The 25,074-nt window shown below is 55.6% G+C and carries 30 protein-coding genes and 1 tRNA gene; 15 read left to right on the forward strand and 16 right to left on the reverse strand.

What is annotated here, in order from left to right; genetic code table 11:
• Positions 1-759: 759 nt before the first annotated feature.
• Together ACR0NW_RS15735 and ACR0NW_RS15740 are read right to left on the reverse strand one after the other, a co-directional pair.
• A complete protein-coding gene (locus tag ACR0NW_RS15735) occupies positions 760-897 on the reverse strand; it encodes an entericidin A/B family lipoprotein (protein ID WP_480451028.1) in 138 nt (45 codons plus the stop codon).
• Between the two features lie 333 nt (positions 898-1,230).
• Positions 1,231-1,572: a metalloregulator ArsR/SmtB family transcription factor gene (locus ACR0NW_RS15740; protein ID WP_170651493.1), complete on the reverse strand. Its 342-nt coding sequence runs from the start codon at positions 1,570-1,572 to the stop codon at positions 1,231-1,233.
• Positions 1,573-1,928: 356 nt separating this feature from the next.
• Between ACR0NW_RS15740 and ACR0NW_RS15745 the strand changes: the two genes are divergently transcribed.
• From ACR0NW_RS15745 to ACR0NW_RS15770, 6 genes are all read left to right on the forward strand, one after another.
• Positions 1,929-2,561: an ATP-dependent Clp protease proteolytic subunit gene (locus ACR0NW_RS15745; RefSeq protein WP_480451026.1), complete on the forward strand. Its 633-nt coding sequence runs from the start codon at positions 1,929-1,931 to the stop codon at positions 2,559-2,561.
• Between the two features lie 139 nt (positions 2,562-2,700).
• On the forward strand, positions 2,701-3,969 hold the full coding sequence (gene clpX, locus ACR0NW_RS15750; RefSeq protein WP_170651495.1) for an ATP-dependent Clp protease ATP-binding subunit ClpX: 1,269 nt from the start codon (positions 2,701-2,703) through the stop codon (positions 3,967-3,969).
• A 219-nt stretch (positions 3,970-4,188) separates the two neighbouring features.
• Positions 4,189-4,551 carry a RidA family protein gene (locus ACR0NW_RS15755; protein WP_480451024.1) on the forward strand — a complete coding sequence of 121 codons (363 nt, stop codon included), beginning with the start codon at positions 4,189-4,191 and terminating at the stop codon, positions 4,549-4,551.
• A 78-nt stretch (positions 4,552-4,629) separates the two neighbouring features.
• Positions 4,630-5,013, forward strand: a complete 384-nt coding sequence (locus tag ACR0NW_RS15760; protein WP_170651497.1) for an NADH:ubiquinone oxidoreductase subunit NDUFA12 — start codon at positions 4,630-4,632, stop codon at positions 5,011-5,013.
• Between the two features lie 13 nt (positions 5,014-5,026).
• Positions 5,027-5,482, forward strand: coding sequence for an outer membrane lipid asymmetry maintenance protein MlaD (gene mlaD, locus ACR0NW_RS15765; protein WP_480451022.1), 456 nt, complete (start codon positions 5,027-5,029; stop codon positions 5,480-5,482).
• Positions 5,479-5,838 carry a DUF2155 domain-containing protein gene (locus tag ACR0NW_RS15770; RefSeq protein ID WP_170651499.1) on the forward strand — a complete coding sequence of 120 codons (360 nt, stop codon included), beginning with the start codon at positions 5,479-5,481 and terminating at the stop codon, positions 5,836-5,838. Before mlaD ends, ACR0NW_RS15770 begins: the two co-directional genes overlap by 4 nt.
• Here ACR0NW_RS15770 and aat read toward each other — a convergent pair.
• From aat to ACR0NW_RS15790, 4 genes are all read right to left on the reverse strand, one after another.
• A complete protein-coding gene (aat, locus tag ACR0NW_RS15775) occupies positions 5,802-6,434 on the reverse strand; it encodes a leucyl/phenylalanyl-tRNA--protein transferase (protein ID WP_480451020.1) in 633 nt (210 codons plus the stop codon). The two genes, ACR0NW_RS15770 and aat, sit on opposite strands and share 37 nt — an antisense overlap.
• A 48-nt stretch (positions 6,435-6,482) precedes the next feature.
• On the reverse strand, positions 6,483-7,832 hold the full coding sequence (gene accC / locus ACR0NW_RS15780; RefSeq protein WP_170651501.1) for an acetyl-CoA carboxylase biotin carboxylase subunit: 1,350 nt from the start codon (positions 7,830-7,832) through the stop codon (positions 6,483-6,485).
• Positions 7,833-7,841: 9 nt separating this feature from the next.
• Complete coding sequence (gene accB / locus ACR0NW_RS15785; protein ID WP_170651502.1) at positions 7,842-8,342, reverse strand: acetyl-CoA carboxylase biotin carboxyl carrier protein; 501 nt, start codon at positions 8,340-8,342, stop codon at positions 7,842-7,844.
• Positions 8,343-8,492: 150 nt separating this feature from the next.
• The gene (locus ACR0NW_RS15790; RefSeq protein ID WP_170651503.1) at positions 8,493-9,029 is read right to left on the reverse strand and encodes a LuxR C-terminal-related transcriptional regulator; all 537 of its coding nucleotides are present in this window, start codon (positions 9,027-9,029) and stop codon (positions 8,493-8,495) included.
• Between the two features lie 86 nt (positions 9,030-9,115).
• Between ACR0NW_RS15790 and ACR0NW_RS15795 the strand changes: the two genes are divergently transcribed.
• The 6 genes from ACR0NW_RS15795 to ACR0NW_RS15820 all read left to right on the forward strand — a co-directional run bounded on the left by ACR0NW_RS15795 (position 9,116) and on the right by ACR0NW_RS15820 (position 16,766).
• Positions 9,116-10,624: a class I adenylate-forming enzyme family protein gene (locus tag ACR0NW_RS15795; protein WP_480451017.1), complete on the forward strand. Its 1,509-nt coding sequence runs from the start codon at positions 9,116-9,118 to the stop codon at positions 10,622-10,624.
• Between the two features lie 199 nt (positions 10,625-10,823).
• A complete protein-coding gene (locus ACR0NW_RS15800; protein ID WP_480451015.1) occupies positions 10,824-12,119 on the forward strand; it encodes a short-chain fatty acyl-CoA regulator family protein in 1,296 nt (431 codons plus the stop codon).
• A 79-nt stretch (positions 12,120-12,198) separates the two neighbouring features.
• A complete protein-coding gene (locus tag ACR0NW_RS15805) occupies positions 12,199-12,579 on the forward strand; it encodes a response regulator (protein ID WP_170651506.1) in 381 nt (126 codons plus the stop codon).
• A gap of 32 nt (positions 12,580-12,611) precedes the next feature.
• Complete coding sequence (locus ACR0NW_RS15810; protein WP_480451013.1) at positions 12,612-12,884, forward strand: hypothetical protein; 273 nt, start codon at positions 12,612-12,614, stop codon at positions 12,882-12,884.
• Positions 12,884-15,562, forward strand: a complete 2,679-nt coding sequence (locus ACR0NW_RS15815) for an ATP-binding protein (RefSeq protein WP_480451012.1) — start codon at positions 12,884-12,886, stop codon at positions 15,560-15,562. The genes ACR0NW_RS15810 and ACR0NW_RS15815 overlap by 1 nt, the downstream gene beginning before the upstream one ends.
• A gap of 76 nt (positions 15,563-15,638) precedes the next feature.
• A complete protein-coding gene (locus ACR0NW_RS15820; RefSeq protein WP_480451011.1) occupies positions 15,639-16,766 on the forward strand; it encodes a FliM/FliN family flagellar motor C-terminal domain-containing protein in 1,128 nt (375 codons plus the stop codon).
• 5 nt (positions 16,767-16,771) lie between these two features.
• Here the strand turns inward: ACR0NW_RS15820 and ACR0NW_RS15825 are convergent, their stop codons facing one another.
• Genes ACR0NW_RS15825 through ACR0NW_RS15840 form a run of 4 tightly spaced genes read right to left on the reverse strand, consistent with a single transcriptional unit; the run spans position 16,772 to position 18,976 of the window.
• Positions 16,772-17,203 (reverse strand): protein tyrosine phosphatase family protein, encoded by a 432-nt coding sequence (locus tag ACR0NW_RS15825; RefSeq protein WP_480451010.1) that lies wholly within the window; start codon positions 17,201-17,203, stop codon positions 16,772-16,774.
• Positions 17,204-17,212: 9 nt separating this feature from the next.
• Positions 17,213-17,644: a DUF6691 family protein gene (locus ACR0NW_RS15830; RefSeq protein WP_480451009.1), complete on the reverse strand. Its 432-nt coding sequence runs from the start codon at positions 17,642-17,644 to the stop codon at positions 17,213-17,215.
• Entirely contained in the window at positions 17,644-18,072 is a 429-nt protein-coding gene (locus ACR0NW_RS15835) for a YeeE/YedE family protein (RefSeq protein ID WP_480451007.1), read from the reverse strand. Before ACR0NW_RS15835 ends, ACR0NW_RS15830 begins: the two co-directional genes overlap by 1 nt.
• A gap of 40 nt (positions 18,073-18,112) precedes the next feature.
• On the reverse strand, positions 18,113-18,976 hold the full coding sequence (locus tag ACR0NW_RS15840; protein ID WP_480451006.1) for an MBL fold metallo-hydrolase: 864 nt from the start codon (positions 18,974-18,976) through the stop codon (positions 18,113-18,115).
• 264 nt (positions 18,977-19,240) lie between these two features.
• On the opposite strand from ACR0NW_RS15840, the gene ACR0NW_RS15845 reads away from it, so the two are divergent.
• A complete protein-coding gene (locus ACR0NW_RS15845; RefSeq protein WP_170651514.1) occupies positions 19,241-19,456 on the forward strand; it encodes a hypothetical protein in 216 nt (71 codons plus the stop codon).
• Positions 19,457-19,465: 9 nt separating this feature from the next.
• On the opposite strand, the gene ACR0NW_RS15850 is transcribed toward ACR0NW_RS15845, so the two are convergent.
• Entirely contained in the window at positions 19,466-19,684 is a 219-nt protein-coding gene (locus ACR0NW_RS15850) for a hypothetical protein (RefSeq protein WP_170651515.1), read from the reverse strand.
• A 200-nt stretch (positions 19,685-19,884) separates the two neighbouring features.
• Between ACR0NW_RS15850 and ACR0NW_RS15855 the strand changes: the two genes are divergently transcribed.
• A complete protein-coding gene (locus tag ACR0NW_RS15855; RefSeq protein WP_170651516.1) occupies positions 19,885-20,145 on the forward strand; it encodes a DUF2312 domain-containing protein in 261 nt (86 codons plus the stop codon).
• Positions 20,146-20,197: 52 nt separating this feature from the next.
• On the opposite strand, the gene ACR0NW_RS15860 is transcribed toward ACR0NW_RS15855, so the two are convergent.
• A complete protein-coding gene (locus ACR0NW_RS15860) occupies positions 20,198-21,085 on the reverse strand; it encodes a hypothetical protein (RefSeq protein WP_480451004.1) in 888 nt (295 codons plus the stop codon).
• A 397-nt stretch (positions 21,086-21,482) separates the two neighbouring features.
• On the opposite strand from ACR0NW_RS15860, the gene ACR0NW_RS15865 reads away from it, so the two are divergent.
• Positions 21,483-21,558: transfer RNA gene (locus tag ACR0NW_RS15865), tRNA-Thr, on the forward strand.
• Positions 21,559-21,795: 237 nt separating this feature from the next.
• On the opposite strand, the gene ACR0NW_RS15870 is transcribed toward ACR0NW_RS15865, so the two are convergent.
• The 4 genes from ACR0NW_RS15870 to ACR0NW_RS15885 form a co-directional block, all read right to left on the reverse strand.
• Positions 21,796-22,266: a hypothetical protein gene (locus tag ACR0NW_RS15870; protein WP_480451002.1), complete on the reverse strand. Its 471-nt coding sequence runs from the start codon at positions 22,264-22,266 to the stop codon at positions 21,796-21,798.
• Between the two features lie 559 nt (positions 22,267-22,825).
• Complete coding sequence (locus tag ACR0NW_RS15875) at positions 22,826-23,299, reverse strand: hypothetical protein (protein ID WP_480451001.1); 474 nt, start codon at positions 23,297-23,299, stop codon at positions 22,826-22,828.
• A 108-nt stretch (positions 23,300-23,407) separates the two neighbouring features.
• Positions 23,408-23,905: a hypothetical protein gene (locus tag ACR0NW_RS15880; RefSeq protein ID WP_480451000.1), complete on the reverse strand. Its 498-nt coding sequence runs from the start codon at positions 23,903-23,905 to the stop codon at positions 23,408-23,410.
• Positions 23,895-24,680, reverse strand: coding sequence for a helix-turn-helix domain-containing protein (locus ACR0NW_RS15885; protein ID WP_480791883.1), 786 nt, complete (start codon positions 24,678-24,680; stop codon positions 23,895-23,897). Before ACR0NW_RS15885 ends, ACR0NW_RS15880 begins: the two co-directional genes overlap by 11 nt.
• Positions 24,681-25,074: the final 394 nt, after the last annotated feature.

Here is a 25,074-nt window from a genome sequence, read left to right on the forward strand (position 1 = left end):
TTCGCGGCTAACCGGGCGTACGCAGCCTTTGCACCCGCAGAAACGCGGCATTTTCTGGGTGACAGTTCACGTGTGAACTTATCCGCATTCAAACCTTCACGGATGCGCGATTTCTCGGGTTATCCACATCGTTTTCCCGCAGGATATTAACATGTTATCCCCGCCTAAATTTTATGCTGCAGTGCTATTTTCTTGTCCGGTGGCGGGTCAGATGCAACAGTCCAAACACCGCAACGGTTCTTAGGAACCAGGGCGGGACGCAAAGGCCAGGGGGTCGAAGCGGGGAGAGGCGGGTCCTAGGATTTGCGTTGAACTGCAAAGACTTACCGGTGACGGGTTAGCCGCAGGCGAGTTTCGTACTCGCGCCGGGTGACCAGTTTCTCAGAAGGTCAATGCGTGCTGCAAAGTGCTTTAGGGCGCGGCGCGGCAGCTGCGGTTCCCTCGGAGCCGGAGTAACTGGATCGGGTGCCTCAGGGTGTCCCGGACCGGCAAGGCGTCAGGAGTGTCCGCTTGGATACGTGCAAAGACCGCGTCTGCGCACCTGACGCCTTTTCCTTTTGTCGAAGTCGAAATTCACGAAGACCACCACTCACCCTCTCAATGAGGAACGGGGTTCTGTTGCGTTGCAATGGAACCCCGTTTTCAGCGTCAGCTGATGCAATACCGCGTCTATGCACCTGTATGTACAGGATACCGGTGATCGCTCAAAATACAACAAGATATTGAGTTTGTGGTGCGCGCACCCGCAATATAGGCGGGTTAGAACTTGGATTGTACGTCTGTAGCCGCATTCTGGATGGCGTCCCCGGCTTTTTCGATGTCTCGCCCGGCGCCTTTGGCCGTTTCGCAGGCGGCCAGTGTAGTCAGGGCCAGTGCAACAAGAGTAGCGCGGATCATAGTGTATTCCTTCTGTGCTCGACACCGCTCGGGTACCACTATTAGGCGGCACAGGCCAGAGGTTCAAAATGGGATCACGGTCTGCGCATCAAGGGGCCTTATGCTCAGTTCGGCACAAAAGACACTCTGGGACAAGAGCGTTCACGGGCACACGACCCTGTTGTCAATCAACACAGCACTAGCGCGTCATTTGCAATCGACGCGAGCGTTTGGATCAAGATCAGATTGTATTCGTTAGAAGCAACCGTGCATCAGGCCGGTGACACTGGTCCAACATTGCCTTCCCCGAAGCGCAAAATCGTCAACCTAAGCGCCTGAATATTCCCAATAATATTACTGGTCGCCGGACTCACAGAAGAGTTCGTAGACGGTTTCCAGCATGCGGCGCGGGCGATCATCGGCCAGGCGGTAGTAGATCGCCTTTCCTTCCCGACGAGGGACAACCAACCCCTCAAGTCGCAGGCGGGAGAGTTGTTGGGATACCGCCGCCTGCCGTGCCGACAGCAACTCTTCCAACTCAGTCACGGATTTTTCTCCCGATACAAGGTGACACAGGATCATGAGCCTCCCCTCGTGGCTGATCGCCTTCAGGAAGTTTGAAGCCCGCGTTGCATTCTCGACCATTTGGTCAAGGCCTGCCGCGTCCATGTCGCTGGAGAATTGGGGGAGTGCCATCTTCTTTTTCCTTGCTTGCCCTGCGGGCGGTCTTTCTGACTGTGCTTATTCGATGAAACCGATCATCTGCGATACACCTTTCAACCACGTATTTCTATATGCATGCATCAAAATGATGTGAAGTTTACAGGGGAATATTCCGGATTTCGTCCCAAACGGCCTCGAATTCCACAGGCACGGCTGCCCGATCGCCTTGCAAATTTCAACCTGACAGGGTGCGCCAGGCGGCACTTCTGCCCCGCTAAAGCAACAGATCGTTTCCGACCCCTTGCAGCCCCCCGAGGGCGACACTAAGACTCGTGTAACCTTTCGTCGGGTATTGTCCCGGTCCATCTTGAAAAGCAGGCAGGTTCCGCATGTTCGATCCAGTTGACACCTACATGAACACACTTGTCCCGATGGTGGTCGAACAGACCAGTCGGGGTGAGCGCGCCTATGACATCTTCTCGCGCCTGCTGAAGGAGCGGATTATCTTCATCAACGGTCCGATCCACGACGGGATGAGCCATCTTGTCGTCGCGCAGTTGCTGCACCTTGAGGCAGAGAATCCTAAAAAGGAAATCTCGATCTACATCAACTCGCCCGGTGGCGTTGTGACCAGCGGTTTGTCGATTTACGACACAATGCAGTACATCAAGCCGAAATGTTCAACGCTTGTAATCGGTCAGGCGGCGTCGATGGGCTCGGTTCTGCTGGCTGGTGGCGAGACCGGAATGCGGTTTTCACTGCCCAACAGCCGCATCATGGTGCATCAGCCCAGTGGTGGCTATCAGGGTCAGGCCAGCGACATCATGATTCACGCAGCCGAGACGCAAAAGCTCAAGGACCGCCTGTATGACATTTATGTCAAGCACACCGGCCAAAGCAAAAAGTCGGTTGAAAAAGCGCTGGATCGTGACAATTTCATGAGCCCGGAAGAGGCCAAGGAGTGGGGCCATATCGACGAGATCGTCGAAAACCGCACCAAGTTGAGCGCGGACGAGGAATGACGACAAGGCCCGGATACACGCGGTCCGGGCATATTTTGCGATTGTAGCGGCCGGAACGCTGGCCTAAGCTGCGACGACAATCGGCAGAGCGCGGTCCCGGGGAAATGGGGCCGCTCAGACGGAGCCCGAAAGGTAGATCATGGCGACGAATTCAGGCGGTGACGGAAAGAACACGCTCTACTGCAGTTTCTGCGGCAAGAGCCAGCACGAGGTGCGCAAGCTGATTGCGGGTCCGACCGTGTTCATCTGTGACGAATGTGTCGAACTCTGCATGGACATTATCCGCGAGGAAACCAAGGCCAGCGGTCTGAAATCCTCGGACGGGGTGCCGACGCCCAAGGATATCTGCGAGGTGCTGGACGATTATGTGATCGGTCAGGCCACCGCCAAGCGGGTTCTTTCGGTTGCGGTGCACAATCACTACAAGCGACTGAACCACGCGCAGAAATCGGGTGGTGATATCGAGCTTGCGAAATCCAACATCCTGCTGATCGGTCCAACAGGTTGCGGCAAGACTTTGCTGGCGCAAACGCTGGCGCGAATTCTGGATGTTCCGTTCACCATGGCGGATGCGACCACACTGACCGAAGCCGGTTATGTGGGTGAGGATGTCGAGAACATCATCCTCAAACTTCTGCAGGCCAGCGAGTACAACGTCGAACGCGCGCAGCGCGGCATCGTCTATATCGACGAGGTCGACAAGATTACGCGCAAGTCCGAGAATCCGTCGATCACACGCGATGTATCGGGTGAGGGTGTTCAGCAGGCGCTGCTGAAGCTGATGGAAGGCACTGTGGCCAGCGTGCCGCCACAAGGCGGGCGCAAGCATCCGCAGCAGGAATTCCTGCAGGTGGATACCACCAATATCCTGTTCATCTGCGGTGGTGCTTTCGCGGGTCTGGACAAGATCATCGCGCAGCGCGGCAAGGGCTCGGCCATGGGCTTTGGCGCCGATGTACGTGACAATGACGAACGTGGCGTGGGTGAGATCTTCAAAGAGCTGGAGCCGGAAGACCTGCTGAAATTCGGTCTTATACCGGAATTCGTCGGCCGTTTGCCGGTCCTGGCGACGCTGGAAGATCTGGATGAGGATGCGCTTGTAACGATCCTGACAAAACCCAAGAATGCACTGGTCAAACAGTATCAGCGCTTGTTCGAACTTGAAGATGCCGAACTGGATTTTACCGATGATGCGCTCAATTCGATTGCCAAAAAGGCCATTGAACGTAAGACCGGTGCCCGCGGATTGCGCTCGATCCTCGAAGACATTCTGCTGGACACCATGTTCGAATTGCCCGGTATGAAGAATGTGACCAAGGTTGTGGTGAACGATGAGGCCGTGACCTCGGAGGCTCAACCGCTGATCATTTACGCGGATGCAGGTAAAGAGTCTGCCTCGGCTGGGTAACGGCGCGGCCGCCGCGCCTTTACTATGATGTTTCAAATAATGGGTCTGTTGCGGGGGCTCTGCCCCGACGCGGCAGGCCGCGACTCCCCGAAGCATTTGGGGCCAGATGAGGATACGTATCCCTCGGTCATCTTGATGAAAATACTTCGGAGCGCGAGGCAAAGCTTCGCAAGGTAAATCCCGCATTGGCAAAGTGTGAGCCGAAAATATGAGGTACTAATGACAATCAAGCGTATTTCCTCGGGCGGAGAATTCGAAGCCAAGGTCGGTTATTGCCGGGCGGTTGTAGCTGGTGGCTTTGTTCATGTGGCCGGCACGGTCGGACAGGGTGAGGGTGTCGTTGAACAATGCCGATCTGCGCTTGGTATCATCGAAAAGGCGCTGACCGAGGCAGGCGCGTCCTTTGCGGATGCGGTTCGTGTTACCTACATGCTGCCGGACCGGGCCGAGTTTGAGCCTTGCTGGCCTATTCTTGCCGAAACATTTGGCGCCAATCCCCCCGTAACGACCATGATCGAGTGTGGCCTGATCGACCCCAAATACCGGATCGAAATCGAAGTCACCGCTGTTTTGCCAGAATAGCCAGTGCGCCCTTGTGGCACTGGACCTTGGACCGGCTTTGGTCCATACCTGCGTTGAAAGAAATGCCGGAGGCAGTCGATGGGAATCCTGAACACTCTATTGCGGGCCGTAACCTGGTGGAACGGGGCGACCCTGAACACGCAGATCTACACTGCGCGCAAGGGCACCAGAGTTGGTGAAGATGATCAGGGTAACGTGTTCTACCGGAACGCCGATGACAGCAAACGTTGGGTGATTTTCAATGGCGAGGCCGAGGCCAGCCGGATTGATCCCGATTGGCATGGCTGGCTGCACCGCACTTGGGACGAGCCGCCGACAGACAAACCGTTGCAGCACAAGTCATGGGAAAAGCCGCATCAGGAAAACCTGACCGGAACCGCCCTTGCCTATGCGCCAGCGGGATCAATCCGGCGCCCCGATCCGGTTGAGCGCTCGGATTACGAGGCGTGGAGTCCGGAATAATCGAGGCAGGCGCATGTCCACTCATAATATTACCGAAATTTTTGTCGGCGGAGCGGTGCTGGCATTTGCTGTGGCGTTTGGTGTCTATGCCAGCCAATCCACTGGTTTGTCGAGCGGCACCAATGGCTATGAACTGGGCGCGTCTTTCCGGTCGCTTGAGGGCGTGAATGTCGGGACAGACGTCAGGCTTGCAGGGGTCAAGATCGGTACCGTGACCGGCGTTGATCTGAACCCCGAGACCTATCGCGCCGACACCACGTTTTCTGTCGCGGACGGCATTTTGATTCCCGATGACAGTGCCATCGTGATTTCCTCCGAGGGGCTGCTTGGTGGCAACTTTGTTGAAGTCATGCCCGGCGGATCACCCTTTTACTTCGAGGCCGGTGATGAGATCGAGGATACGCAAGGTGCGGTCAGCCTGATCTCGCTTCTGGTCAAGTTCGTGGCCGGAGACGGGAGCGGCGAATGAAGTATGTGCTTGCCGCAGCGCTGGCCCTGACTGCCAGCACGGCTTTTGCTCAGCAGAATGTCGCATCCGGTTTGGGTGCGATGTTGCGTGGTCTGGACAAAGTCAATGGCCAGACCGTGGATGTGGAGTTGCGGTCCGGTCAGACGGCGGCTGTTTTCGGCCTTGATGTCGCTCTGGGTGATTGCCGGTATCCGGCTGAGAACCCAACAGGTGACGCGTTTGCATATCTCACGATCTGGGAGCAGGGAAAGTCAGAACAACTGTTCGACGGTTGGATGATTGCAACGTCACCTGCGCTGAATGCACTGGATCACGCGCGCTATGACGTCTGGGTGATCCGCTGTATGACGCCCTGAGGGGTCTGATCCAGCAGCGCGGAAAAATCCGCGCTTTCGTTGATCGCAGCGTCCAGCAATTTCCGATATTCGGCTCTGGGGATTTCGATTGCCCCCAGCGACGCCAGATGAGCCGTCAGGAATTGAGTATCGAACAGTTTGAAGCCGGTTAGCAGTAGCCGATCCACCAGATAGGCCAGAGCGACTTTGGACGCGTCGTTGCGACGGCTGAACATGCTTTCTCCGAAAAAGGCGGCCCCTATTGCGATCCCATAGACGCCACCGACCAGAGCTTCGCCATCATAGACTTCGAGTGAGTGCGCATGACCACGTTCGTGTAACTGAGCGTAGAGGTCCCGCAATTCGGCGTTGATCCAGGTGTCGGCCCGATTGGCGCAGCCATCGACAACGTCGGCGAAGTTCTGGTTGATGGATATTTCAAACCCGCAGTTTCGGATACGACGTGCCAGACTGCGTGAAATATGGAAGCCACCCAGCGGGAATACGCCGCGAAACTTGGGATCGACCCAAAAGAGTTCAGGATCATCACGGCCTTCTGCCATCGGAAAAATCCCGATGGAATACCCGTGCAGCAGCAGTTCGGGTGACAGGCTCATGCCATTTGCCCCGGAACCGGGCGGCAATTACCCCCCGGTTCCGCAATTTTATTGGGCCATGTTCTCCGCAAGCCAGCGCTCCAGCCAGTGGATGTTGTAGTCACCGCTGTGAATGTCGGGCTCTTGCAGCAGGGCATGGAACAGCGGAACGGTTGTGTCGATGCCGTCCACGATCAGTTCCCCCAGGGCCCGGTTCAAACGCGCCAGCGCCTCGGGTCGGTCGCGGCCCTGAACGATCAGCTTGCCGATAAGCGAGTCATAGTAGGGCGGGATCGAATAGCCATCATAGAGCGCTGAATCCATCCGGACGCCCAGACCACCCGGCGCGTGATAGGCCGAGATTTTCCCAGGGCAGGGCGCGAAATTCGGCAGCCGCTCTGCATTGATGCGCACTTCGATGGCGTGACCATTAATTACCAGATCATCCTGACCGAAGGACATGGGCTCGCCGGCGGCAACCAGAATTTGCTCGCGTACCAGATCGACGCCAAAGATGCCTTCTGTCACCGGGTGTTCCACCTGCAGACGGGTGTTCATCTCGATGAAATAGAACTCGCCGTTTTCGTACAGAAATTCGATGGTTCCGGCGCCGATATAGTTGATCTTGGCGACCGCATCCGCACAGACCTTGCCGATTTTGGCTCGCTCTTCAGGGGTGATGCAGGGGCCGGGGGCCTCTTCGAACACCTTTTGGTGGCGGCGTTGTAGCGAACAGTCGCGTTCGCCCAGATGTACGGCCTTGCCCTTGCCATCACCAAAGACCTGAATCTCGATATGGCGCGGCGTGGTCAGGTATTTTTCGATATAAACCTCGTCATTACCAAAGGCGGCCTTGCCCTCGGCGCGCGCGGTCATAAAGGCGCTTTCCATTTCGGCTGCGTTCTGCGCGACTTTCATGCCGCGCCCGCCGCCGCCGGCGGTGGCCTTGATGATGACGGGATATCCGATTTCCTCACCGATGCGCTTGGCCGCAGCCAGATCGGGAACGCCGCCGTCAGAACCCGGAACACATGGCACACCCAGCGCCTTCATCGTGTCCTTGGCGGTGATCTTGTCACCCATGATGCGGATATGTTCAGCGGTGGGGCCGATGAAAGTGATGCCGTGATCTTCGACGATCTGCACGAATTCGGCATTCTCGGACAAAAAGCCATAGCCCGGGTGAATCGCCTGTGCACCGGTGATTTCACAGGCCGAGATGATTGCAGGGACCGACAAATAGCTTTGCGGGCTGGGCGGGGGGCCAATGCACACCGATTCGTCCGCCATGCGCACATGCATCGCGTCGCTGTCGGCGGTGGAGTGCACGGCGACCGTCGCAATCCCCATCTCGCGCGCAGCGCGGATCACGCGCAGGGCGATCTCGCCTCGGTTGGCAATCAGGATCTTGTCGAACATGGGCCCGCCTTACTCGATGATGACCAGAGGAGTGCCGAATTCCACGGCATCGCCGTCGCCCACCAGGATGCGTTTGACGGTGCCCGATTTGGGCGCGTGGATGTGGTTCATGGTTTTCATGGCTTCGACGATCAGCAGGGTGTCGCCCTCGGACACGCTGGCACCGACCGAGATAAACGACGGAGCCCCGGGTTCGGGCTGCATGTAAACCGTTCCGACCATCGGAGAGGTCACGGCGCCCGGATGGCTGGCGGGATCCTCTGCGGCGGCGGGTGCTTCGGCCGGCGCGGGTGCAGCTGCTGCGGCAGGAGCTGCGGGTGCCGCTGGTGCCGGAACGGCAACCTGAACCGGTGCGGCCATAGCTTGTGTTGCGCGGCTGACGCGAACGTTCAGGCTGTCTTCTTCGCCATATTCGCGTTTGACCTGCAGTTCGGTCAGGTCGTTTTCGCGCAGCAATTCAGCCAAGGCTTTGATGAACGCCACGTCCGCTTCGTGTCTGGTATCTGTCATGAGTGTCCTCGACGGTTCCCCTATGGCCCGTCTGTTCCTGCGGGCTTTGATCAATTACGCCGCGTTATACGGCATGCAGAGAGCCATGAAAAGCGCCGTCTGGGCCTGTTTATCGGGGGGTTATCCAAAGATTGTGCAAGACAGCGGGCCTTACAGCGGCATGCCAGACAATTTTGCCACCAGTTCCGACAGTTTGCGCGCACCGAACTTTTCCAGAAGACGCGCTCGATAGGCTTCGATTGTCCGAAAGCTCAGGTTCAGTTCGGCGCCTATTTCCTTGGCCGAAAGACCGCGGCAGGACAAGATGGCGACTTCGCGTTCGCGCGGGGTCAGTTCAACCAATGGACGTTCTTCCGAGATGTCGGAAAAGCTCCAGATTCCGTGCCGGAACGGGTCGTCAGGGGTAAGGGATCGCCCGCGCGCCCGACACCAGAACAGATCACCATTTCGCCGCCGCATAACCCGCTCGTCGGTATAGTACCCCGTCTCGCGCATGACCTGTAATCCGCGCGCACCAATTCTTTCCCAATCGGCCACTGACGGGTAAAGGTGCAGTAGAGGCATGTTGCGATAATCTTCTTCATCTCCGCCGAACGTGCGGGCAAACTGCAGGTTGCAACGCCGGATGACCCGGTTTTCAAGTTCGACAAGTCCGATTGGAGCATATTCGAAGGCTGGATCGCTCATACTTGTATCGTGCAGGGTATTTCTGTGGAATTGAAGGGGTTAAGCGCGGGAACTTGGTGTTTTCGTGCAAGAACAGGGGGAAGGCAATGAATATCGGTCTTTGGCTTGCACGTCAGGCGCAGACAAATGCGCCACGGGCGGCGTTGTATTCCGGTAAAGAACTGGTGGCGGATTATGGCACTTTCCATGATCGTGCTCTGCGCATTGCCGGATGGCTGGTGGCGCAGGGGGTGCGCCCGGGTGATCGCGTTGCGATATTCATGAAAAATTGCCCTGATTATCTGATCGTCGAATATGGGATCTGGTACGCCGGGGCGGCGGCAGTTCCGATCAATGCCAAGCTTCACGGACGGGAAGTGGCCTATATTCTTGGAAATTCCGGAGCGGGAATAACCTTTACCTCACCCGGTCTGACCGAGGCCCTGTCCGATGCTGATGTGCAGGGACGGCTGGTCGATATTAATCAGGATGAGTATGCGGTGGCCCTGTCTCATCCACCAATTCCCGATATCGTTTCTCGGGAACCTGACGATCTGGCGTGGCTGTTCTATACCTCAGGTACGACCGGGAAACCCAAGGGGGTCATGATTACTCATCGCATGTTGACCGGGGTTTCACTGGCCTATTGCACCGATGCCGACATGGTCACCCCCGAGGATGCTGTGTTGTATGCGGCGCCAATGAGCCACGGGGCGGGCCTGTACAACATGATCCACGTCCTGACAGGGGCCCGGCATGTTTGTCCGGTGTCAGGCGGATTCGATGAGGCCGAAATCTTTGATCTTTCGCGACATTTCGGTCGTGTGCAGATGTTTGCGGCGCCGACCATGGTCAAGCGCATGACGGACATCGCTAAGGCGACGGGCGAGAAAGGCGAGGGATTGCGGACTATCGTTTATGCGGGTGGGCCGATGTATCTGGCTGACATACAGGACGCGGTGGCCCAGTTCGGCCCGATCTTTGTTCAGATTTACGGTCAGGGCGAATGCCCGATGGGGATCACTGCGCTATCCCGGCATGATGTCACGGATCGCAGCCATCCCCGCTGGAAAGAGCGCCTTGCAAGCGTGGGTCGGGCCCAGTCGGTAGTGGAGGTCCAGATCGGAGATTCAGATGGAACTCCTTTGCCGCCCGGTGAGCATGGCGAGATCATGGTTCGGGGTGAGATAGTTATGCCGGGATACTGGCAAAACTCGAAAGCGACAAAAGAAACTCTGGTCGATGGATGGCTAATGACCGGAGACATGGGGTTCATGGATAGTGACGGCTATGTCACGCTGCAGGACCGTTCCAAGGATATGATCATTTCGGGTGGATCCAACATCTATCCGCGCGAAGTCGAAGAGATCATCTTGGCTCACCCCGAAGTTTCCGAAGTTTCCGTTGTCGGACGCAAACATCCCGAGTGGGGAGAGGAGGTTGTTGCGTTTGTAGTCGGAGATGCCGAACCGGCGGATCTGGACAGGCTTTGCACGGAAAATATTGCGCGTTTCAAGCGGCCCAAAGCCTATTTCAGGATCGGCGAATTGCCAAAGAACAACTATGGCAAGGTTCTGAAAACAGAGCTGCGGAAAATTCTGGAGAAACAGAAATAGACGATGGCGACTTGCTGTGCTGGACTTGTTGTGCGGGTAAAGGCTTGTGCCTCAATTGGTATGTAAACTGTGTAAAACTGCTTTGGAAATATTTGAGTAACCTATTAGATTGGCATAACTATACTGAAAACTCGAATGGGGTGACAACGAATGTCAGGCACTGATGCACCAGTCACCCTTTGGTAAGGATAGGTGAGTTTTGCGCGAAACCCTGACAGGCAGCCGAATACGTGAAAGGCGGCGCATCGTTGGTCTCAAGCAGGCCGAACTGGCGCGCCTGGCGGGGATATCTGCGTCTTATCTGAACCTGATCGAACACAACCGGCGCCGGATTGGCGGCAAGATTCTGGTGGATATCGCGTCCGCGCTGGCGGTGGAGCCATCTGTTTTGACCCGAGGTGTCGAGGCAACGATGATCGCAGCACTGCGTGAGGCGGCGGTCGATGCGGTTGGCCTGACGGCCGAAGTGGACGGGCTTGAAGAGTTTGCCGGGCGGTTTCCGGGATGGGCCGGGGTCTTGGCGCAGATGCACCGCCGTGTTGTGTCGCTGGAACGCATCGTCGAAACCCTGTCGGACCGCATGACACACGACCCTTATTTGGCGTCTTCGATGCACGAAGTTCTGTCAACCGCTGCTGCAATCAGGTCGACGGCCGCCATCTTGGCAGAACCCGGTGATATCGAGCCGGAATGGCGAGACAAGTTTCATCGCAACCTGCATCAGGATGCCGAACGTCTGGCTGACAGTTCAAAAGCGCTGGTTAATTATCTTGATGAAAGCGAAACGGCCCAGGACCGGCGCGGTGTTCCGCTGGAACAGGTCGAGGCGTTTTTTGCTGATAATGATTACCATTTTCCGTCTCTGGAAACGGAGGGCGACGCCAGCAGCGTCAATCTGGATTTGCTGAGTTCCGGCGCTGCCAAAGCCATCGCACGCCAGATGCTGGCGGTTTACGCTGCCGATGCGCGCACGTTACCGGAAAATGTTCTGGAAAAGGCTGTAGCCAACGGAGAGACCAACCCACTGAAACTCGCGGCCAGATTTTCAACTGATCTGGCTACCGTATTGCGGCGGCTTGCTTTTCTGTCGGACAGGTTGCTTGCCCGGCCGGCGGGACTGGTTGTCTGCGACGCCTCTGGCAGCGTCCTGTTTCGCAAACCCGCACCGGGATTTGCACTGCCGCGTCATGGTGAATCCTGCCCGTTGTGGCCCCTTTTCACCGCGCTGAACAGGCCTTTGGTGCCGATCCGGACAAGAGTCGCTCAACTCGGGCGGACCGCTGCCGAGTTCGAGTGTTTTGCCGTTGCATGGCCGCAATCCGCTTTGGCGTTCGATCAGGACCCGGTTTATCGCTCGGTCATGCTGATCCTGCCGACAGACAGTGCCGAACACGGGCAGGAAAATGCGGTACAGGTTGGGGCAAGTTGCAGGATTTGTCCCAAACAGGACTGCAATGCGCGGCGCGAACCTTCGATTCTGAGCGAAGGTTTTTGACAGTTTCATAACGTCAGGAGTAGTCTGGCCACGACAGGTGGTTGGATCATTGTCCGCCACGGGGGAGGGAAGGACAGGGATGAGCCGCAAGGTTCTGTTGATTGAAGATGAGCCCAACATCACCGAGGCGATACGGTTCCTGCTGACGCGCGAGGGATGGCAGGTTGAAACCCATGCCGAGGGCACGGACGCGGTCGAGGTGATCATGGCTGCGAAGCCCGATCTGGTCATTCTTGATGTGATGCTGCCGGGCAAAAGCGGCATGGATGTCCTGCGCGGTTTGCGGGAGTTTGACGAGATGCAGTCTCTGCCGGTGTTGATGTTGACTGCACGTGGTCAGGCGCGGGATCGGGAAATGGCCGAAATGGCCGGTGTCAGTCGATTCATGACCAAACCATTCTCAAATACCGAAGTCCTGACGGCTGTACGCGATCTGCACGCTCAGGCCTCACGCACGTGACGGCGGGGCGCGACAGAGGATCACAGCCCCCGGTGGCCCGCCCATCGGTTTTTCTGGAGCGACAAAGTTATCGGCGGCGCAGACTGGCGGACGCGGCCCGATTGTTGCCCATCCTGGGAGGAGGGCTGATTGCGATTCCGCTGCTATGGCCGACCGGTGACGACGTGACCGAAGCAGTTTCGATGTCTTCGGCCATTTTCTACATATTTGCCTGTTGGATCGGGTTGATAGCGGTAAGTGTGATATTCGGCATCGCTGCAGGGCGCTTGTCCGGACGCGATGCCGGTGAGACGGAGCCAGAGTGATGGCAACGCTGAACGTGCTGATCCTGGTGTGCCTGGGCTATGTCGTTTTGCTGTTTGGCGTCGCGTTTGCGGCCGATCGTCTGGCCGCTTCCGGACGCGGAGCCTGGCTGCGGTCGCCTTTGATATATACTCTTTCACTCTCGATCTACTGTACGGCCTGGACGTTTTACGGCGCGGTTGGAAATGCCGCGCGGTCTGGGCTGGAATTCGTGACGATCTATATTGGCCCGACACTTGTGATGGTCAGCTGGTGGTGGGGGCTGCGAAAACTAGTGCGGATCGGGCGTAGCCAGCGAGTGACATCCATCGCTGACCTGATCTCGTCCCGTTATGGAAAATCCAACACTCTGGCGGTTTGCGTGACGATATTGGCGGTGCTGGGGGGCACGCCATACATCGCATTGCAACTTCAATCGATAACGCTGTCCTTTTCAATCTTTGCCGAGGCGGACCCGTCGGGTCTCTACCGCGAGGGCTCCAGCGTGTTCTGGGTTGCGGCCGGTCTGGCCGTGTTTGCGATTCTATTTGGGACACGCAATCTTGACGTAAACGAACGGCACCATGGCGTTGTTACGGCCATCGCATTAGAGGCGGTCGTCAAGTTGTTTGCTCTGATCGCCGTCGGCGTGTTTGTGGTTTGGGGTATCGCAGGCGGAATAGCCCCGATGATGGCGCAGATTGATGCGTCGGAGATCGGGCATTGGAGTGTGGATCGGGGGCGCTGGGCGACGTTCACCTTCTTGTCCGCCGCCGCCTTCATCTGTCTGCCGCGGATGTTTCAGGTCATGGTGGTGGAAAACGATGACGAACGCCATCTGAGAACTGCGGCCTGGGCATTCCCGCTCTATCTGCTTTTGATGAGCCTGTTCGTGGTTCCTATCGCGGTTGTCGGGCTGGATTTGCTGCCTGCTGGGTCAAACCCGGACCTTTTTGTTCTGACGGTCCCGTTGTCTCAGGGGAACGACTGGTTGGCCATGCTTTCGTTCATCGGCGGGTTCTCCTCGGCGACCTCTATGGTGATCGTGACGGCGATGGCACTGTCGACCATGGTTTCCAACCACATCGTCATGCCCATATGGCTGAATGCGCAGGAGGGGGTGGCCTCGGTCTCGGGCGATGTTCGCGATATCGTTCTGTTTTCGCGGCGGGTTTCCATCGCGGTTATTATGGCTTTTGGCTATTTCTATTACCGGCTGTCCGGGGGTGGCGCGGCGCTGGCTTCTATCGGGCTGATTGCGTTCGCCGGTGTCTCGCAAATTCTGCCGTCACTGGTGGGCGGGCTATTCTGGCGGGGCGCAACCAGAACAGGCGCATTGGCCGGTCTGAGCGTGGGATTCTTCCTTTGGGTATATACCCTGTTGCTGCCGGGGATGGGCAGTTTCCTTATGCCCTCGTCAGTTGTCGCCGAGGGGCCATTTGGCATCAGTTGGTTGCGCCCGCAGGCCCTTTTCGGGATTGAAGGCATCGATCCTATGGTTCACTCGGTCATGTGGTCACTTTCCCTGAACACAGTCGCTTTTTGCATTGCTTCATTGGCCAGCTTTCCAAGCCCGCTGGAGCGTTTGCAGGGCGCGCAATTCGTCAATGTCTTTGATCATTCTGTTGCACCGCGAGGCTGGACCGGATCGGTTGCTCAAAGTGAAGACCTTATGATCATGACGCAGCGTATACTTGGTGCACTGCCCGCGCAGGAGTTTTTTCAGGCAGAGGCTGAACGGCAGGGCGGACGCGGTCACCTGCCTGAACCAACGCCAGAGTTTCTGGAGCGGTTGGAGAGAGAACTGAGCGGGTCGGTCGGGGCGGCCACTGCCCATGCGATGATCGGTCAGATCGTCGGTGGATCGTCCGTTTCGGTCGAAGACCTGCTGGCGGTGGCAGATGAATCGGCGCAGTTGCTGGAGTATTCCGGTGAGTTGGAGGCGAAGTCTGCGGAACTCAGCAGAACGGCGCGCAAATTGCGTGAAGCGAATGAAAAGCTGACACAAATTTCGATGCAGAAGGACGCATTTCTCAGTCAGGTCAGTCACGAGTTGCGGACACCCATGACATCCATCCGCGCCTTTTCCGAAATCATGCGGGACACCGAAGGTCTGAGCGCAGAAGAGCAAATCAGATATGCGGCCATTATCCACGACGAGTCCCTGCGTCTGACGCGTCTGCTGGACGACCTGCTGGACCTCAGTGTTCTGGAAAGCGGACAGGTCAGCCTGAATATGGGTGACGGAAATTTGCAATCCGTTCTTGATCGCGCCGTTTCCAGCGTGCTGGCGGGATCTGACCGGAGTTTGCGAGTCAGGCGCAACCGGACATCTGAACGCATCGCCCTGCATACGGATCTGGACAGGCTGGCGCAGGTGTTTATCAATCTCATCTCGAACGCCCAGAAATACTGTGATGCGCCCGAGCCGGTCCTGACCATCTCGGTGCACGATGTTGGCGGGCAGGCTGTCGTGGATTTTGTTGACAACGGCAGCGGTGTTCCGCCCGAAGCGCAGTCCATGGTGTTTGAAAAGTTCTCGCGCGTTGGGTCGGACAAGGCCGGAGGCGCCGGACTGGGCCTGGCCATTTGCCGTGAGATCATGCAGCGCCTCGGCGGAGAGGTCACCTATTTATCCGGGCAGGGCGGTGGTGCGTTCCGCATCAGTTTGCCATTGGCCTACAAACAGGCCGCCCAATGACGCAGGAATAAAGACATTTGTAACCGGTGCCGGATTAGCCTGTTCGCGAACGGGATAACGCATACGGTTCGGTATTATGTCGGTGGAAAAAACTGCGGCTTTGACGAGCATTCTGGCGCTGGGACAGGGGGACACGCGCGACAAGCCAAGGTCGATCCTGCGCGCCTTGCGGCTTGGGCTGGCGCGTGCGGCAAGCGAAAGTCTGGATTTGCCCATGTCTGTCATCGGGGCAAAACAGGCCTATCGGCAGCGGGAGGAATTGTCTGACACGCTGCAGGACGGCCGGTTGCTGCTGGCTTTCTCGACGTCCGAAGGGCGGATTGCAGCGGCCTGTATCGACATTGGTTGCGTGTCTGCGATCCTGCAGAAGCAGACAATCGGTTCAGTGTCGCCCGGTCAGGTGTCCGAACGTGAATTTACAGACACGGATGCAGCTATGGTTGCCCCGATTATCGAGCTTGCCCTGACACGGGCCGCGGAATTGGCAGGCACAGCCGAAGATGGCGCAACCCTGAAAGGTTGTACATTCGCCGCGCGATATCGGGATGTAAGGGCGCTGATGCTTGAGCTGGAAGACGATGCTTACAGGATATTTGACCTTACTCTAGAAATTGCCTCGGGCCAGCGGCAGGGGCAGCTTTATTTGATCCTGCCGGATCGACCGGCGGTGTCTGACGAGAGCGACATCGAGGTATCAGGCAACGGGCAGACCCTGGACCATGCGTCTGGGGTTCTGAGGGCTGATCTGACCGCCGTTATTTGCCAAACACAGGTGCCTCTGGCGGCATTTTCCGGGCTAAAGGCGGGTGATGTGCTGCCATTGGCCGGTGTCAGGCTAGACCGGACCGAACTATGGACGATCGAACGAGGCAAGGTTGCCTCTGGCCGTCTGGGGCAGTGTGGAGGAATGCGGGCAGTTCGCGTCAACGAAGACCTTGCCGGGCTGCACCCCGAAAAGCGAACCGAAGGCGGATTTGTCGAAAAGGAGGCCGTTGTCACGCAACACACCGATCCAGCTGTCGACGATACTGGCGATATCATTGACCATCAGGATGAGCCTGCCCACTCCGCAGTCCTGCCTGCAGAAGATGAACCGGTGGTGCCCGATAATTTTGATACCGATCACACGGAAAACATGCTGGCGGAAATTACCGAACTTGCAGGGCTGTATGAGGCGGATAGTGAACCGGGCAAACCTGCCTGATCAGATCAGTCTGGCCGATTGCGCAGTTGTTCCAAAGCAGGGCGCAGGTTGTTCAGATCATAGCCCGCTTTGCTTGTGACGCTCAGGATTTCCTCGGGCTCCATTCGGTCACACTGCCCAAGCGCCCAGACGACCGAACATCTGGTGCCCGATGCGCAATAGGCCAAAACAGGTCCTTCGCAGCTTTCAGCCAAAGCGCGTTGGTGTTCGACATTTTCCGGGGTCATGGTCTGATGGGTCAGTTCCAGAACCTCGTAAGCCATGCCCGCTGCCCGTACGGCGGCACCGATTGAGTCCGACTGCTGATCGACCGGAACTTCGGAGTTCGGACGGTTGCAAATGACCTTGACGAACCCGGCGGCGGCGATGGATGGGACATCTTCGACCGTGATTTGCGGCGAGACGGCATAGCGGGGTGTGATCTGGCGAATCTCCATGTCAATTCCTTAGGCCGCGCTTGCGATCCTGTCCAGTTGCGTGCCGATTTTTGGGGACACAATCATGCCAGCAATCATTGACCCAAGAAAGATCAGGCCACCGGCGCCGCCATATGTCAAAGAGGCCATTGCGGGGCCGGGACAAAGTCCAGCCAGCCCCCATCCCATGCCGAACATGACGGATCCGGTCACTAGGCGATGATCCAGTTCGGGGCGGGGATGCGTCGGAAATTCGTCACTCACCAATGGCTTGCGCCCCTGCGTGAGACGCCATGCAAAAAACATTGGAATAATGGCCCCACCCATTACAAATGCCAGCGTTGGGTCCCAGTTTCCAAAGACATCCAGCCATCCCTGGACTTTTGTTGTGTCGGTCATGCCGGAAATCAGCAGCCCGCTGCCGAAAAGAGAGCCCGAGATCAGTGCCAATAGTATGCGCATCAGACCACTCCCAATATGTGGCGGAACACAACAAGCGTCATGCCACCGGCTAGGATATAGAAAACGGTGGCCACGATGCCGCGCAGTGAAAATCTCGAGATACCGCAGACCCCATGCCCGGATGTACAGCCGTTTGCAATCCGGGTTCCTACGCCAACCAGCAGCCCGGCGGCAATTACTATCGCTACATTGCTTGTCAGGTGCGTCTGAGCCTGCGGTGCGATCAGTGGGCGCAGCAGGAAAGGCATTGCGACAACGCCCGCGATAAAGGTAAGCCGCTCGGCAAAATTACTTTTTCCGCTGCCGTCCACAAGCCCCCCGAGTATGCCGCTGGCCCCCATGATCCGTCCATTGCCCAGCAAATAGACCGCCGCGCCGAGACCGATCAGCAAGCCGCCAATCAGGCCTCGTATCCATTCTGGTTCCATACGATCGTGTTCCTTCTAATTCCGCGCGAGCTTCCGGAACTCAGAGCTTGTTCACCGGGAGTTTCAGAAAAACATCGCCCTTTTCGTCCGCCGGAGGCATCTGGCCTGCGCGCATGTTGACCTGCAACGACGGAAGGATCAGTCGGGGCATGTCCAGTGTCGCGTCACGGGCATCCCGCATTTCAACGAACTCTTCGATGCTTCGGCCCTGACCGATATGAACGTTCAGCGCCTTTTGCTCTCCAACCGTTGTTTCCCACGCGTATTCATCGCGCCCCGGCGCCTTGTAGTCGTGTCCTACAAAAATCCGTGTTTCATCGGGCAGCGACAGGATTTTCTGAATGGAAGCATAAAGTTCAGCGGACGAACCGCCCGGAAAGTCACAGCGGGCCGTGCCGAAATCCGGCATGAACAATGTATCCCCGACAAAAGCCGCGTCGCCGATCACGTATGTCAGACAAGCCGGCGTATGGCCCGGAGTGTGCAGAACGTCACCACGCATCTGACCGATGTGGAAGCTGTCGCCTTCGACAAACAACGCGTCGAACTGGCTGCCGTCCCGCTGGAACTCTGTACCTTCGTTGAAAACCTTGCCGAACGTATCCTGAATGATGGTGATATTCTTGCCGATACCGATCTTACCACCCAGTTTCTCTTGCAGATACGGCGCGGCCGACAAGTGGTCAGCGTGCACGTGGCTTTCCAAAATCCAATGGACTTTCAGGTCATTATTTTGAACGTATTCAATAATTTCATCAGCCGATGACGTGTTGGTCCGGCCAGAGGCGTGGTCAAAATCCAGTACGCTGTCGACAATGGCACAGGCTGTGCCTTCGGGTTCTTGTACGACGTAGGACACCGTAAAGGTCGCATTGTCGAAGAAAGCTTTCACTTTGGGCGTCATGCGTGTCTCCATCATTACTCCGGATATACATATATTAAGAATGGAATGTGATGCAATGACCTTTCCAGTCAGACCGGGTGTGAAGGTTGATATCGGTCAATACCAACTTGTTGGGATTCTGATATAAGAATACTCGAAGCGCGGTGATTTGCCGAATTTGTGTGCAGGTCCGGGCGATTTTCCGCATATCGCGCGGTGAGCAGCGTGTCAGTCTTATTGCCGTTACCTATATCTGTCAGGCTTGCAGAACAGGGGAGGAGTCAGATGCTTGCACAGGATCTCAATAGGGAAGTCGAACTTTTGGAGCAAAAGTTGAAAGGTGCTTGCCTTGATACGCGCCTGGAGTTGCAACCTTCGGTCAGCAAAGTGCTTGAAAGGATGCGGGTGAACGGAATTCACATTCCGTCTCGGTTGCGCCGCCTGGATGCAGCGTTGTGCGAAGATGCCATAGAAGCGCAGTTTGACAATTTGCCGGTTTGATAGTTGCGGTTATCCGAACGAAATGCCCAGGATGACCAGCATCAACCCGATTACAGACAGAAAGAGCGAGGCCAGGTTCCACGGCAGGACGCCCTGAACGGCAGCACGCAGTTCGTCGTCCGACAGCCCGGCCTTGCGCGCCTTCATCACCCGCAGGATGCACCAGAGCAATCCGGTGAGACCGGCCAGTGACAGGGCTGCGCCACTCCAGATGATGATTTCGAACATGATGACCTCAGGCTTGTCGTGCGGGCATCTCGCCGCTTAGCGGATTGCTGGCGTTGGTACAAGCCTTGCCCAAGCAATCCGATTGTTGGCTTGCGGCCAACGCGGCAGCAATGTATCCCGCTCATTGCCCCAGAATTTCCCGCGTTGTTTCTCCGCGATTTTGCACCTGAAAGAAATCCCCAGAAGAGGTGAGTCCGACAATGGATCAAAGCAGCCCCGACGACAGCTATAAGGTAACCGCAGGCGAATTACGTCAATTCATCGAGCGGATCGAGCGTCTTGAACTTGAAAAGAAAGACATCGCCGATCAGATCAAGGAAGTGTACAGCGAATCCAAATCGCGCGGTTACGACACCCGTGCACTGCGCAGCATCGTCAGCATCAGAAAGAAAGACAAAGACGATCTGGCCGAACAGGAAGCTGTGATCGAAATGTACAAAGAAGCCTTGGGTATGACCTGATTTCGACTGTACGGTACCCGCGCAAAGGTCGAGCAAACATCTTTGTTTCGGCTCAAGCGGGTAGCGTTGGTTTGATGAACCGAACCCCCGGCATCGCCTCAATCTGTGCGATGTCCTGGATGTACAATTCGGAAAAAGCTTCGACCACATCTTCGGTCCAGTCTGGCAAGCCCAGCTCTTCCTCGAGCATGTCCTCTTGCGCGTGCCGGGCGTACGTATCAGCAATCTGTTCTGTCAGCTCAGGTGTCATCGGACCGGGATTTTGCCGAACAAGTGCAAGCAACTCCTGTTTACCGCTGTCTGACAACAGCGATGCCAGCAGGGAAAACTCGTCGCGTATCGGTGTTCCCGGCTTCAACCCGCCCATTGCACACAGGATCTCGCCCCAGATCAGGGGCGTATCTTCGTTGCACCAAAGTGTGATTTTCACATCAGGTGCCATTTCTCGAACCTGTTTGACCATGTCTGCCCAGCTCAGAGTGCTAAGGTCTGTATCCGCAATGATTTCAGCCCGCTGTTTCTCGGGCAAGGCCATCAGGATCTTGGGAATGAAGCTGCCCGGATTTCGCAGCCCCATGAACCACTCAACTTGGTCATCGCTAAAAGTGCTTGTCAAAAATGCCATGCGAGGACCGGCCAACGGATAGAAGCGCCCGTTCCCGATCGCCGCTGAATGTGTGCCAAAGAACTGAACGTGAGAAAGCACAACACGGTCGGCCTGGTTGCCCTCCAACATGGCTTCGAGCAGGTCATTTTTTACTCTGTTTGGCGGTGCTTCGGAGCCGATCGTGTCAAATGCCTTTCGGAACACTGGTCTGTAGTGGCCTAGTCGCGGAAGGATGACGCCGTGCTTCTGCAACATTTCCTTGTTGGACGTCAGGCATTTCAGAAGGAGCCTTTCGTCAGTCGCGTGAGCACCTGTATGAAATACCAACTGCATTTTCGTCTTCGCTCGCTAATACCACCGGAATTCGGGTTACTATTTGCGCCACCTGCAGTCAAATATGCGGCGCCGCAAACGAATGGAAGTTGCCAGGCGCAAGTTTTGGATGTGCACTTTAGAGCTGCGAGTCTTTCACGGCGGGGAGTTTCGTCTTTTTTTTGTAGCTTTGCGCGGCCAGCCATGGGGCTTTTTAACGAGTTTCAAAGGCGAAAATTAGCGGGTTGCGGGGCAGTTTTTTTTGTCCTATATGCCTGCTCATCCAGTGAGGCGTAGTCAGGAATAGAAGGGTAACCGCGTTCCAGATTAAGCCCTGACTTTTGATGCTGAGCAGCACCGCAACCCGATCCAGAGAACGTATGGATCAAGCTATGGCGCTGCAACGAAGCTAGAAAGTGCCCCTATAGCTCAGCTGGTAGAGCAACTGATTTGTAATCAGTAGGTCCGCGGTTCGAGTCCGTGTGGGGGCACCATTTATCCCGTATTTGTATGGTAAAACCAACCGATTGCGGGGGTACGTACCTTTATTTGTTTCTGAAGATAGTCTTCGTCTCGTGCGCCTCTCGGTGGCAGCTGATAATTCCTGACAGTGCGAAAATTTGGAAGCTGTTGAATTTGGATTCGAAGAAATAGCTGCTGTGACATTTCCTTTCGAATGCTTGAAGTAGGTTGAGGTTTTTGCACCGCAAAATTCCATTGGATTGAGTAATCTAACCAATACTGTGCTTGCGTAGCGCCTTGATAGCCGCATTCTCGTGGTCGATCCGGGAAAGGTAGTCTCTGGCGCGTGGTACCGGATCGTACCTGAATTGGTCTGGGCCCAGCATTTTTCTCGCATTCAACTCCGACGTGCACAGCAGGTTGAACTCCACTTTCTTCAGCATGCAGTTCCACCCCTCCGGGTACTCGCCAGCCCAGTTGTTTGTGTAATACCTGACCAGTCGGTTTCTGATCGTATAACCGTGATAATCGAATGCGATGGTACCGTCGGTTACGTAGATGTGGTTCCCTGCAAATCCCTCGTTGGGAATTATGCGTTCCGCGAAGAACCCAGGAAGCGGCGATAGCTGCAAATAGACGCCTGCAAGGATATGGCAGGCACCGTTCCCGAAGAAAGCTCTATCTGGCAGCGCCCATCTGCGTTCGGGGTCTTTTTTAACCCCGGGTTTCATCCTGTACATTGTTGCAACTTGCCATCGAATGCTGGCGGATGAAATTCAAAACCTACCCAGCCCTGACCTTAAAACTGTTAAGTCGGAGGTCTGCAACCATGACCCGGTAAGTGGTGCGACGCGCCGAACTCGTACCCCCTCATTTAAATCGTCATAAGAAATCATGACGCGCCGCAGTTGTTTCGTAGCCTCATCAAATGGCTGAATTGTGTCTGTTTGATGAAGAATGCAGGGTTCCAATAAACTCTGGATTTCACGTGATCGGGCGATCTCAATACTGATGGAGTAATTTTACCACTCCAAGTATCGGCAGATTGCCTCGCAATCGTGTGCTGGTAAAGAATGGGCATGCCTTTGGATCGAAGACTGCATCACTGCCCATATTGGGCAAGGTTCATGCCAAGAGCTTTTGTTGATCAGTATTAAAGTCGTAGGGCTGAGGTTTTTACCGACCGTCTAAATAATATCCAATAGCACGGGTTTCCGCGCGCCGAATAATAGCCAAAAAAAATGTGTTGTCATACACCCTTTGTATTTGATTGCTGCCAAACGAAGCCACGAACCTGCTTTATTTTTCAACGTGTTCCGGATCAAGGACCAGTGGAATTCTGCCTGTAGAGGTGCGCCTCAATGTTGCCGGGGTTGAATGCACGCGTTTTGAAACAGCACAGTTTTGTTGATCCGGCTTAACTGCCGAATGTACCAGGCGGTCGCCGATTTCTTTGGCCGTAGCCAAGGGAAATAAATAGCCAAGCCAGCCGAGGCCCGGATCGCGGATGGCTAATAGCCTTTGGTTCTCCCATGGCGGGTCGGGCACCAACCAAGCCGGGTTGGGTGTTGCCACGAGCCGTGAACCAGGGTCCAGCGAAGGGGGAACACGCTCGGCCAATCTGGCCCTGGCGCTTGCGAGTTTGTGAATCAGACGTTCTAATTCGGCAGCATCCAACAGGATTTCGCCTAGGTGCATTCCTTCAATTTTCAGGTCAATCGAGCATACTGACTGATCTTCACTGACTTTTGTCCTTACAGATATCTTTTCCATAATAAGTGCTCCTCAGTACCGAGAAATATCTTCAAATCTGCAACTCTGTTCATCGCGACGTGGCGCATTGGTTAATTCTGCTCCGCGGGCAAAAAAAGGCCGAGGCGGTCAGGTCGGGAACCCAAGTTTCCCGATCAGGCGCCAGATGTCCTGATTGGCAGCCGTGAGTTGCGAAATCGCACCTTCGATCTGTGAGATTGCCGCGTCATCGATTGTGTCTGCACGCCCGAGTTTGATGTCAGTTTTTCGATCTGCAATTCGCATCAGAATTGTCTTGGGGTTTCCGCTGTCCGGATCAAAGGAGTATATGCAGTGATTGTACTTGTTGCGGACCCCTGAGAGTTTGGACAAGCGGCGGGTTTGTTCTAGGATCGGATCACGGACCGATGGTTGCTGCCCTTCCATTTTTGCCAGCCTTTCGACCAAATCAACACGGGCCCGAGTTGTGTTCAACGTGAGAAAGATGATCACGGCCACATCCTTGTTGGTACCAGATAAACCGGCGATCAGATGGATCAACAGGCTTTCCGTATTGGTCCACATGTAGTTCAGGCGACCAACGAGCAAAATCAACTGGTCGAAACGGTTCTCTACGTCACTGGTCAATGTGCTGTTGCCGTGCCGTCTCCGGTGCGACCTCGAAATAGAAATGCGCCGCGGCGGTCCGATTGTTCACGCCAATCTTTCCCACTACGTTGTGCATGTGCAGCTTTACGGTGTGCTCTGTTATTCCTAGCCTCGATGCGACGATCTTGTTGCTTTCTCCGTGTGACACGAGGCGTAGCACCTGCTTCTCACGACGTGTCAGCTTGTGAAAAAGAGCCTCATTCCGTGTATCAGGTGGTGAAGGTTCCAGCCGCTCTTCCGTTGCAGAACCAGGCGCGGCCCTTCCATTAGTGTTCGGATTGACGCATTCGGCGAAGCAGGCAGGCAAGTATTTCTGATCATTCATCAACAGGCGCAGAACGGCCCGCCAGACATCTGGTCCGACATTCATCGGCAAGTATCCGATGTCACCGTATCTCTGTCTGTCCCAACGTTCGAACAGTGATCTGGCGGCGCTTTCTGATCGGTATGCAAAAGAAAGACATCCCGATCCGGACGCTTTGACATAGTATTGCGGTTTGCTCAGAAGGTCTTCGATCATTGACTGATCTACCACCAGCATCCTGAGCGAAGAGATGTCGACGTCGGTGATGTCAGGAGCCTGCCCCAGACAATCGCAGCGACGCGCTGTAACGCCAAACTCACTCTGGACATTTCTCAGTGTTTGATTGGAAAAAAACAATTCTTTTCCAATGAATAAGACCGGAATATCGTCTTGATGTTCAATTCCATTAGAATTTTCACTTGCCAATGGTAAACTCACGGCTTCCTCCATCTGCAAAGGAATCCGGCACCGGGAACATGGTACCAATGAATATCAGCGCAGAATATTCACGCTGAAAAATGCCTGAATCATCTAATTAATTAGCCTATTAGCATATCCGAAAGTTCCGAAATCTTCAACGGTTTGTTTTTGATCTAGAACCAAACCTATTACTTTTGGGTAGTCTGCCTGAAAATTATTTCATTCCTACCTATCTCAAAGTATTAGGTTTTTGGTGAATTGTGTAATGCTTGTTGAATTTCCCCAATCTATCAGTTCGGACTTTGTGCGAATATCAAAATAATTGTTAATTAACAAATATATAGATGGAACTGATCTTTCGGTCAGCTAGCCACTGCCGCCTTCAACTGCAACGATAGTAAGGCTTCAATTACAGAAGCATCGT

It is taken from the genome of Ruegeria sp. CF5, assembly GCF_056537325.1.

Excerpts from the sequence above, each read along its gene's own strand:
- ACR0NW_RS15820 (WP_480451011.1), top strand. The coding sequence starts at position 15,639 with ATGTCGGTGGAAAAAACTGCGGCTTTGACGAGCATTCTGGCGCTGGGA.
- mlaD (WP_480451022.1), top strand. The coding sequence starts at position 5,027 with ATGTCCACTCATAATATTACCGAAATTTTTGTCGGCGGAGCGGTGCTG.
- ACR0NW_RS15875 (WP_480451001.1), bottom strand. The coding sequence starts at position 23,299 with ATGGAAAAGATATCTGTAAGGACAAAAGTCAGTGAAGATCAGTCAGTA.
- ACR0NW_RS15735 (WP_480451028.1), bottom strand. The coding sequence starts at position 897 with ATGATCCGCGCTACTCTTGTTGCACTGGCCCTGACTACACTGGCCGCC.
- accC (WP_170651501.1), bottom strand. The coding sequence starts at position 7,832 with ATGTTCGACAAGATCCTGATTGCCAACCGAGGCGAGATCGCCCTGCGC.
- ACR0NW_RS15845 (WP_170651514.1), top strand. The coding sequence starts at position 19,241 with ATGCTTGCACAGGATCTCAATAGGGAAGTCGAACTTTTGGAGCAAAAG.
- ACR0NW_RS15745 (WP_480451026.1), top strand. The coding sequence starts at position 1,929 with ATGTTCGATCCAGTTGACACCTACATGAACACACTTGTCCCGATGGTG.
- ACR0NW_RS15835 (WP_480451007.1), bottom strand. The coding sequence starts at position 18,072 with ATGGAACCAGAATGGATACGAGGCCTGATTGGCGGCTTGCTGATCGGT.
- ACR0NW_RS15805 (WP_170651506.1), top strand. The coding sequence starts at position 12,199 with ATGAGCCGCAAGGTTCTGTTGATTGAAGATGAGCCCAACATCACCGAG.
- ACR0NW_RS15860 (WP_480451004.1), bottom strand. The coding sequence starts at position 21,085 with ATGCAGTTGGTATTTCATACAGGTGCTCACGCGACTGACGAAAGGCTC.
- ACR0NW_RS15850 (WP_170651515.1), bottom strand. The coding sequence starts at position 19,684 with ATGTTCGAAATCATCATCTGGAGTGGCGCAGCCCTGTCACTGGCCGGT.
- ACR0NW_RS15825 (WP_480451010.1), bottom strand. The coding sequence starts at position 17,203 with ATGGAGATTCGCCAGATCACACCCCGCTATGCCGTCTCGCCGCAAATC.
- ACR0NW_RS15830 (WP_480451009.1), bottom strand. The coding sequence starts at position 17,644 with ATGCGCATACTATTGGCACTGATCTCGGGCTCTCTTTTCGGCAGCGGG.
- ACR0NW_RS15815 (WP_480451012.1), top strand. The coding sequence starts at position 12,884 with ATGGCAACGCTGAACGTGCTGATCCTGGTGTGCCTGGGCTATGTCGTT.
- ACR0NW_RS15740 (WP_170651493.1), bottom strand. The coding sequence starts at position 1,572 with ATGGCACTCCCCCAATTCTCCAGCGACATGGACGCGGCAGGCCTTGAC.
- ACR0NW_RS15885 (WP_480791883.1), bottom strand. The coding sequence starts at position 24,680 with ATGGAGGAAGCCGTGAGTTTACCATTGGCAAGTGAAAATTCTAATGGA.
- ACR0NW_RS15855 (WP_170651516.1), top strand. The coding sequence starts at position 19,885 with ATGGATCAAAGCAGCCCCGACGACAGCTATAAGGTAACCGCAGGCGAA.
- ACR0NW_RS15870 (WP_480451002.1), bottom strand. The coding sequence starts at position 22,266 with ATGTACAGGATGAAACCCGGGGTTAAAAAAGACCCCGAACGCAGATGG.
- clpX (WP_170651495.1), top strand. The coding sequence starts at position 2,701 with ATGGCGACGAATTCAGGCGGTGACGGAAAGAACACGCTCTACTGCAGT.
- ACR0NW_RS15795 (WP_480451017.1), top strand. The coding sequence starts at position 9,116 with ATGAATATCGGTCTTTGGCTTGCACGTCAGGCGCAGACAAATGCGCCA.
- ACR0NW_RS15840 (WP_480451006.1), bottom strand. The coding sequence starts at position 18,976 with ATGACGCCCAAAGTGAAAGCTTTCTTCGACAATGCGACCTTTACGGTG.
- ACR0NW_RS15790 (WP_170651503.1), bottom strand. The coding sequence starts at position 9,029 with ATGAGCGATCCAGCCTTCGAATATGCTCCAATCGGACTTGTCGAACTT.
- ACR0NW_RS15760 (WP_170651497.1), top strand. The coding sequence starts at position 4,630 with ATGGGAATCCTGAACACTCTATTGCGGGCCGTAACCTGGTGGAACGGG.
- ACR0NW_RS15770 (WP_170651499.1), top strand. The coding sequence starts at position 5,479 with ATGAAGTATGTGCTTGCCGCAGCGCTGGCCCTGACTGCCAGCACGGCT.
- aat (WP_480451020.1), bottom strand. The coding sequence starts at position 6,434 with ATGAGCCTGTCACCCGAACTGCTGCTGCACGGGTATTCCATCGGGATT.
- accB (WP_170651502.1), bottom strand. The coding sequence starts at position 8,342 with ATGACAGATACCAGACACGAAGCGGACGTGGCGTTCATCAAAGCCTTG.
- ACR0NW_RS15755 (WP_480451024.1), top strand. The coding sequence starts at position 4,189 with ATGACAATCAAGCGTATTTCCTCGGGCGGAGAATTCGAAGCCAAGGTC.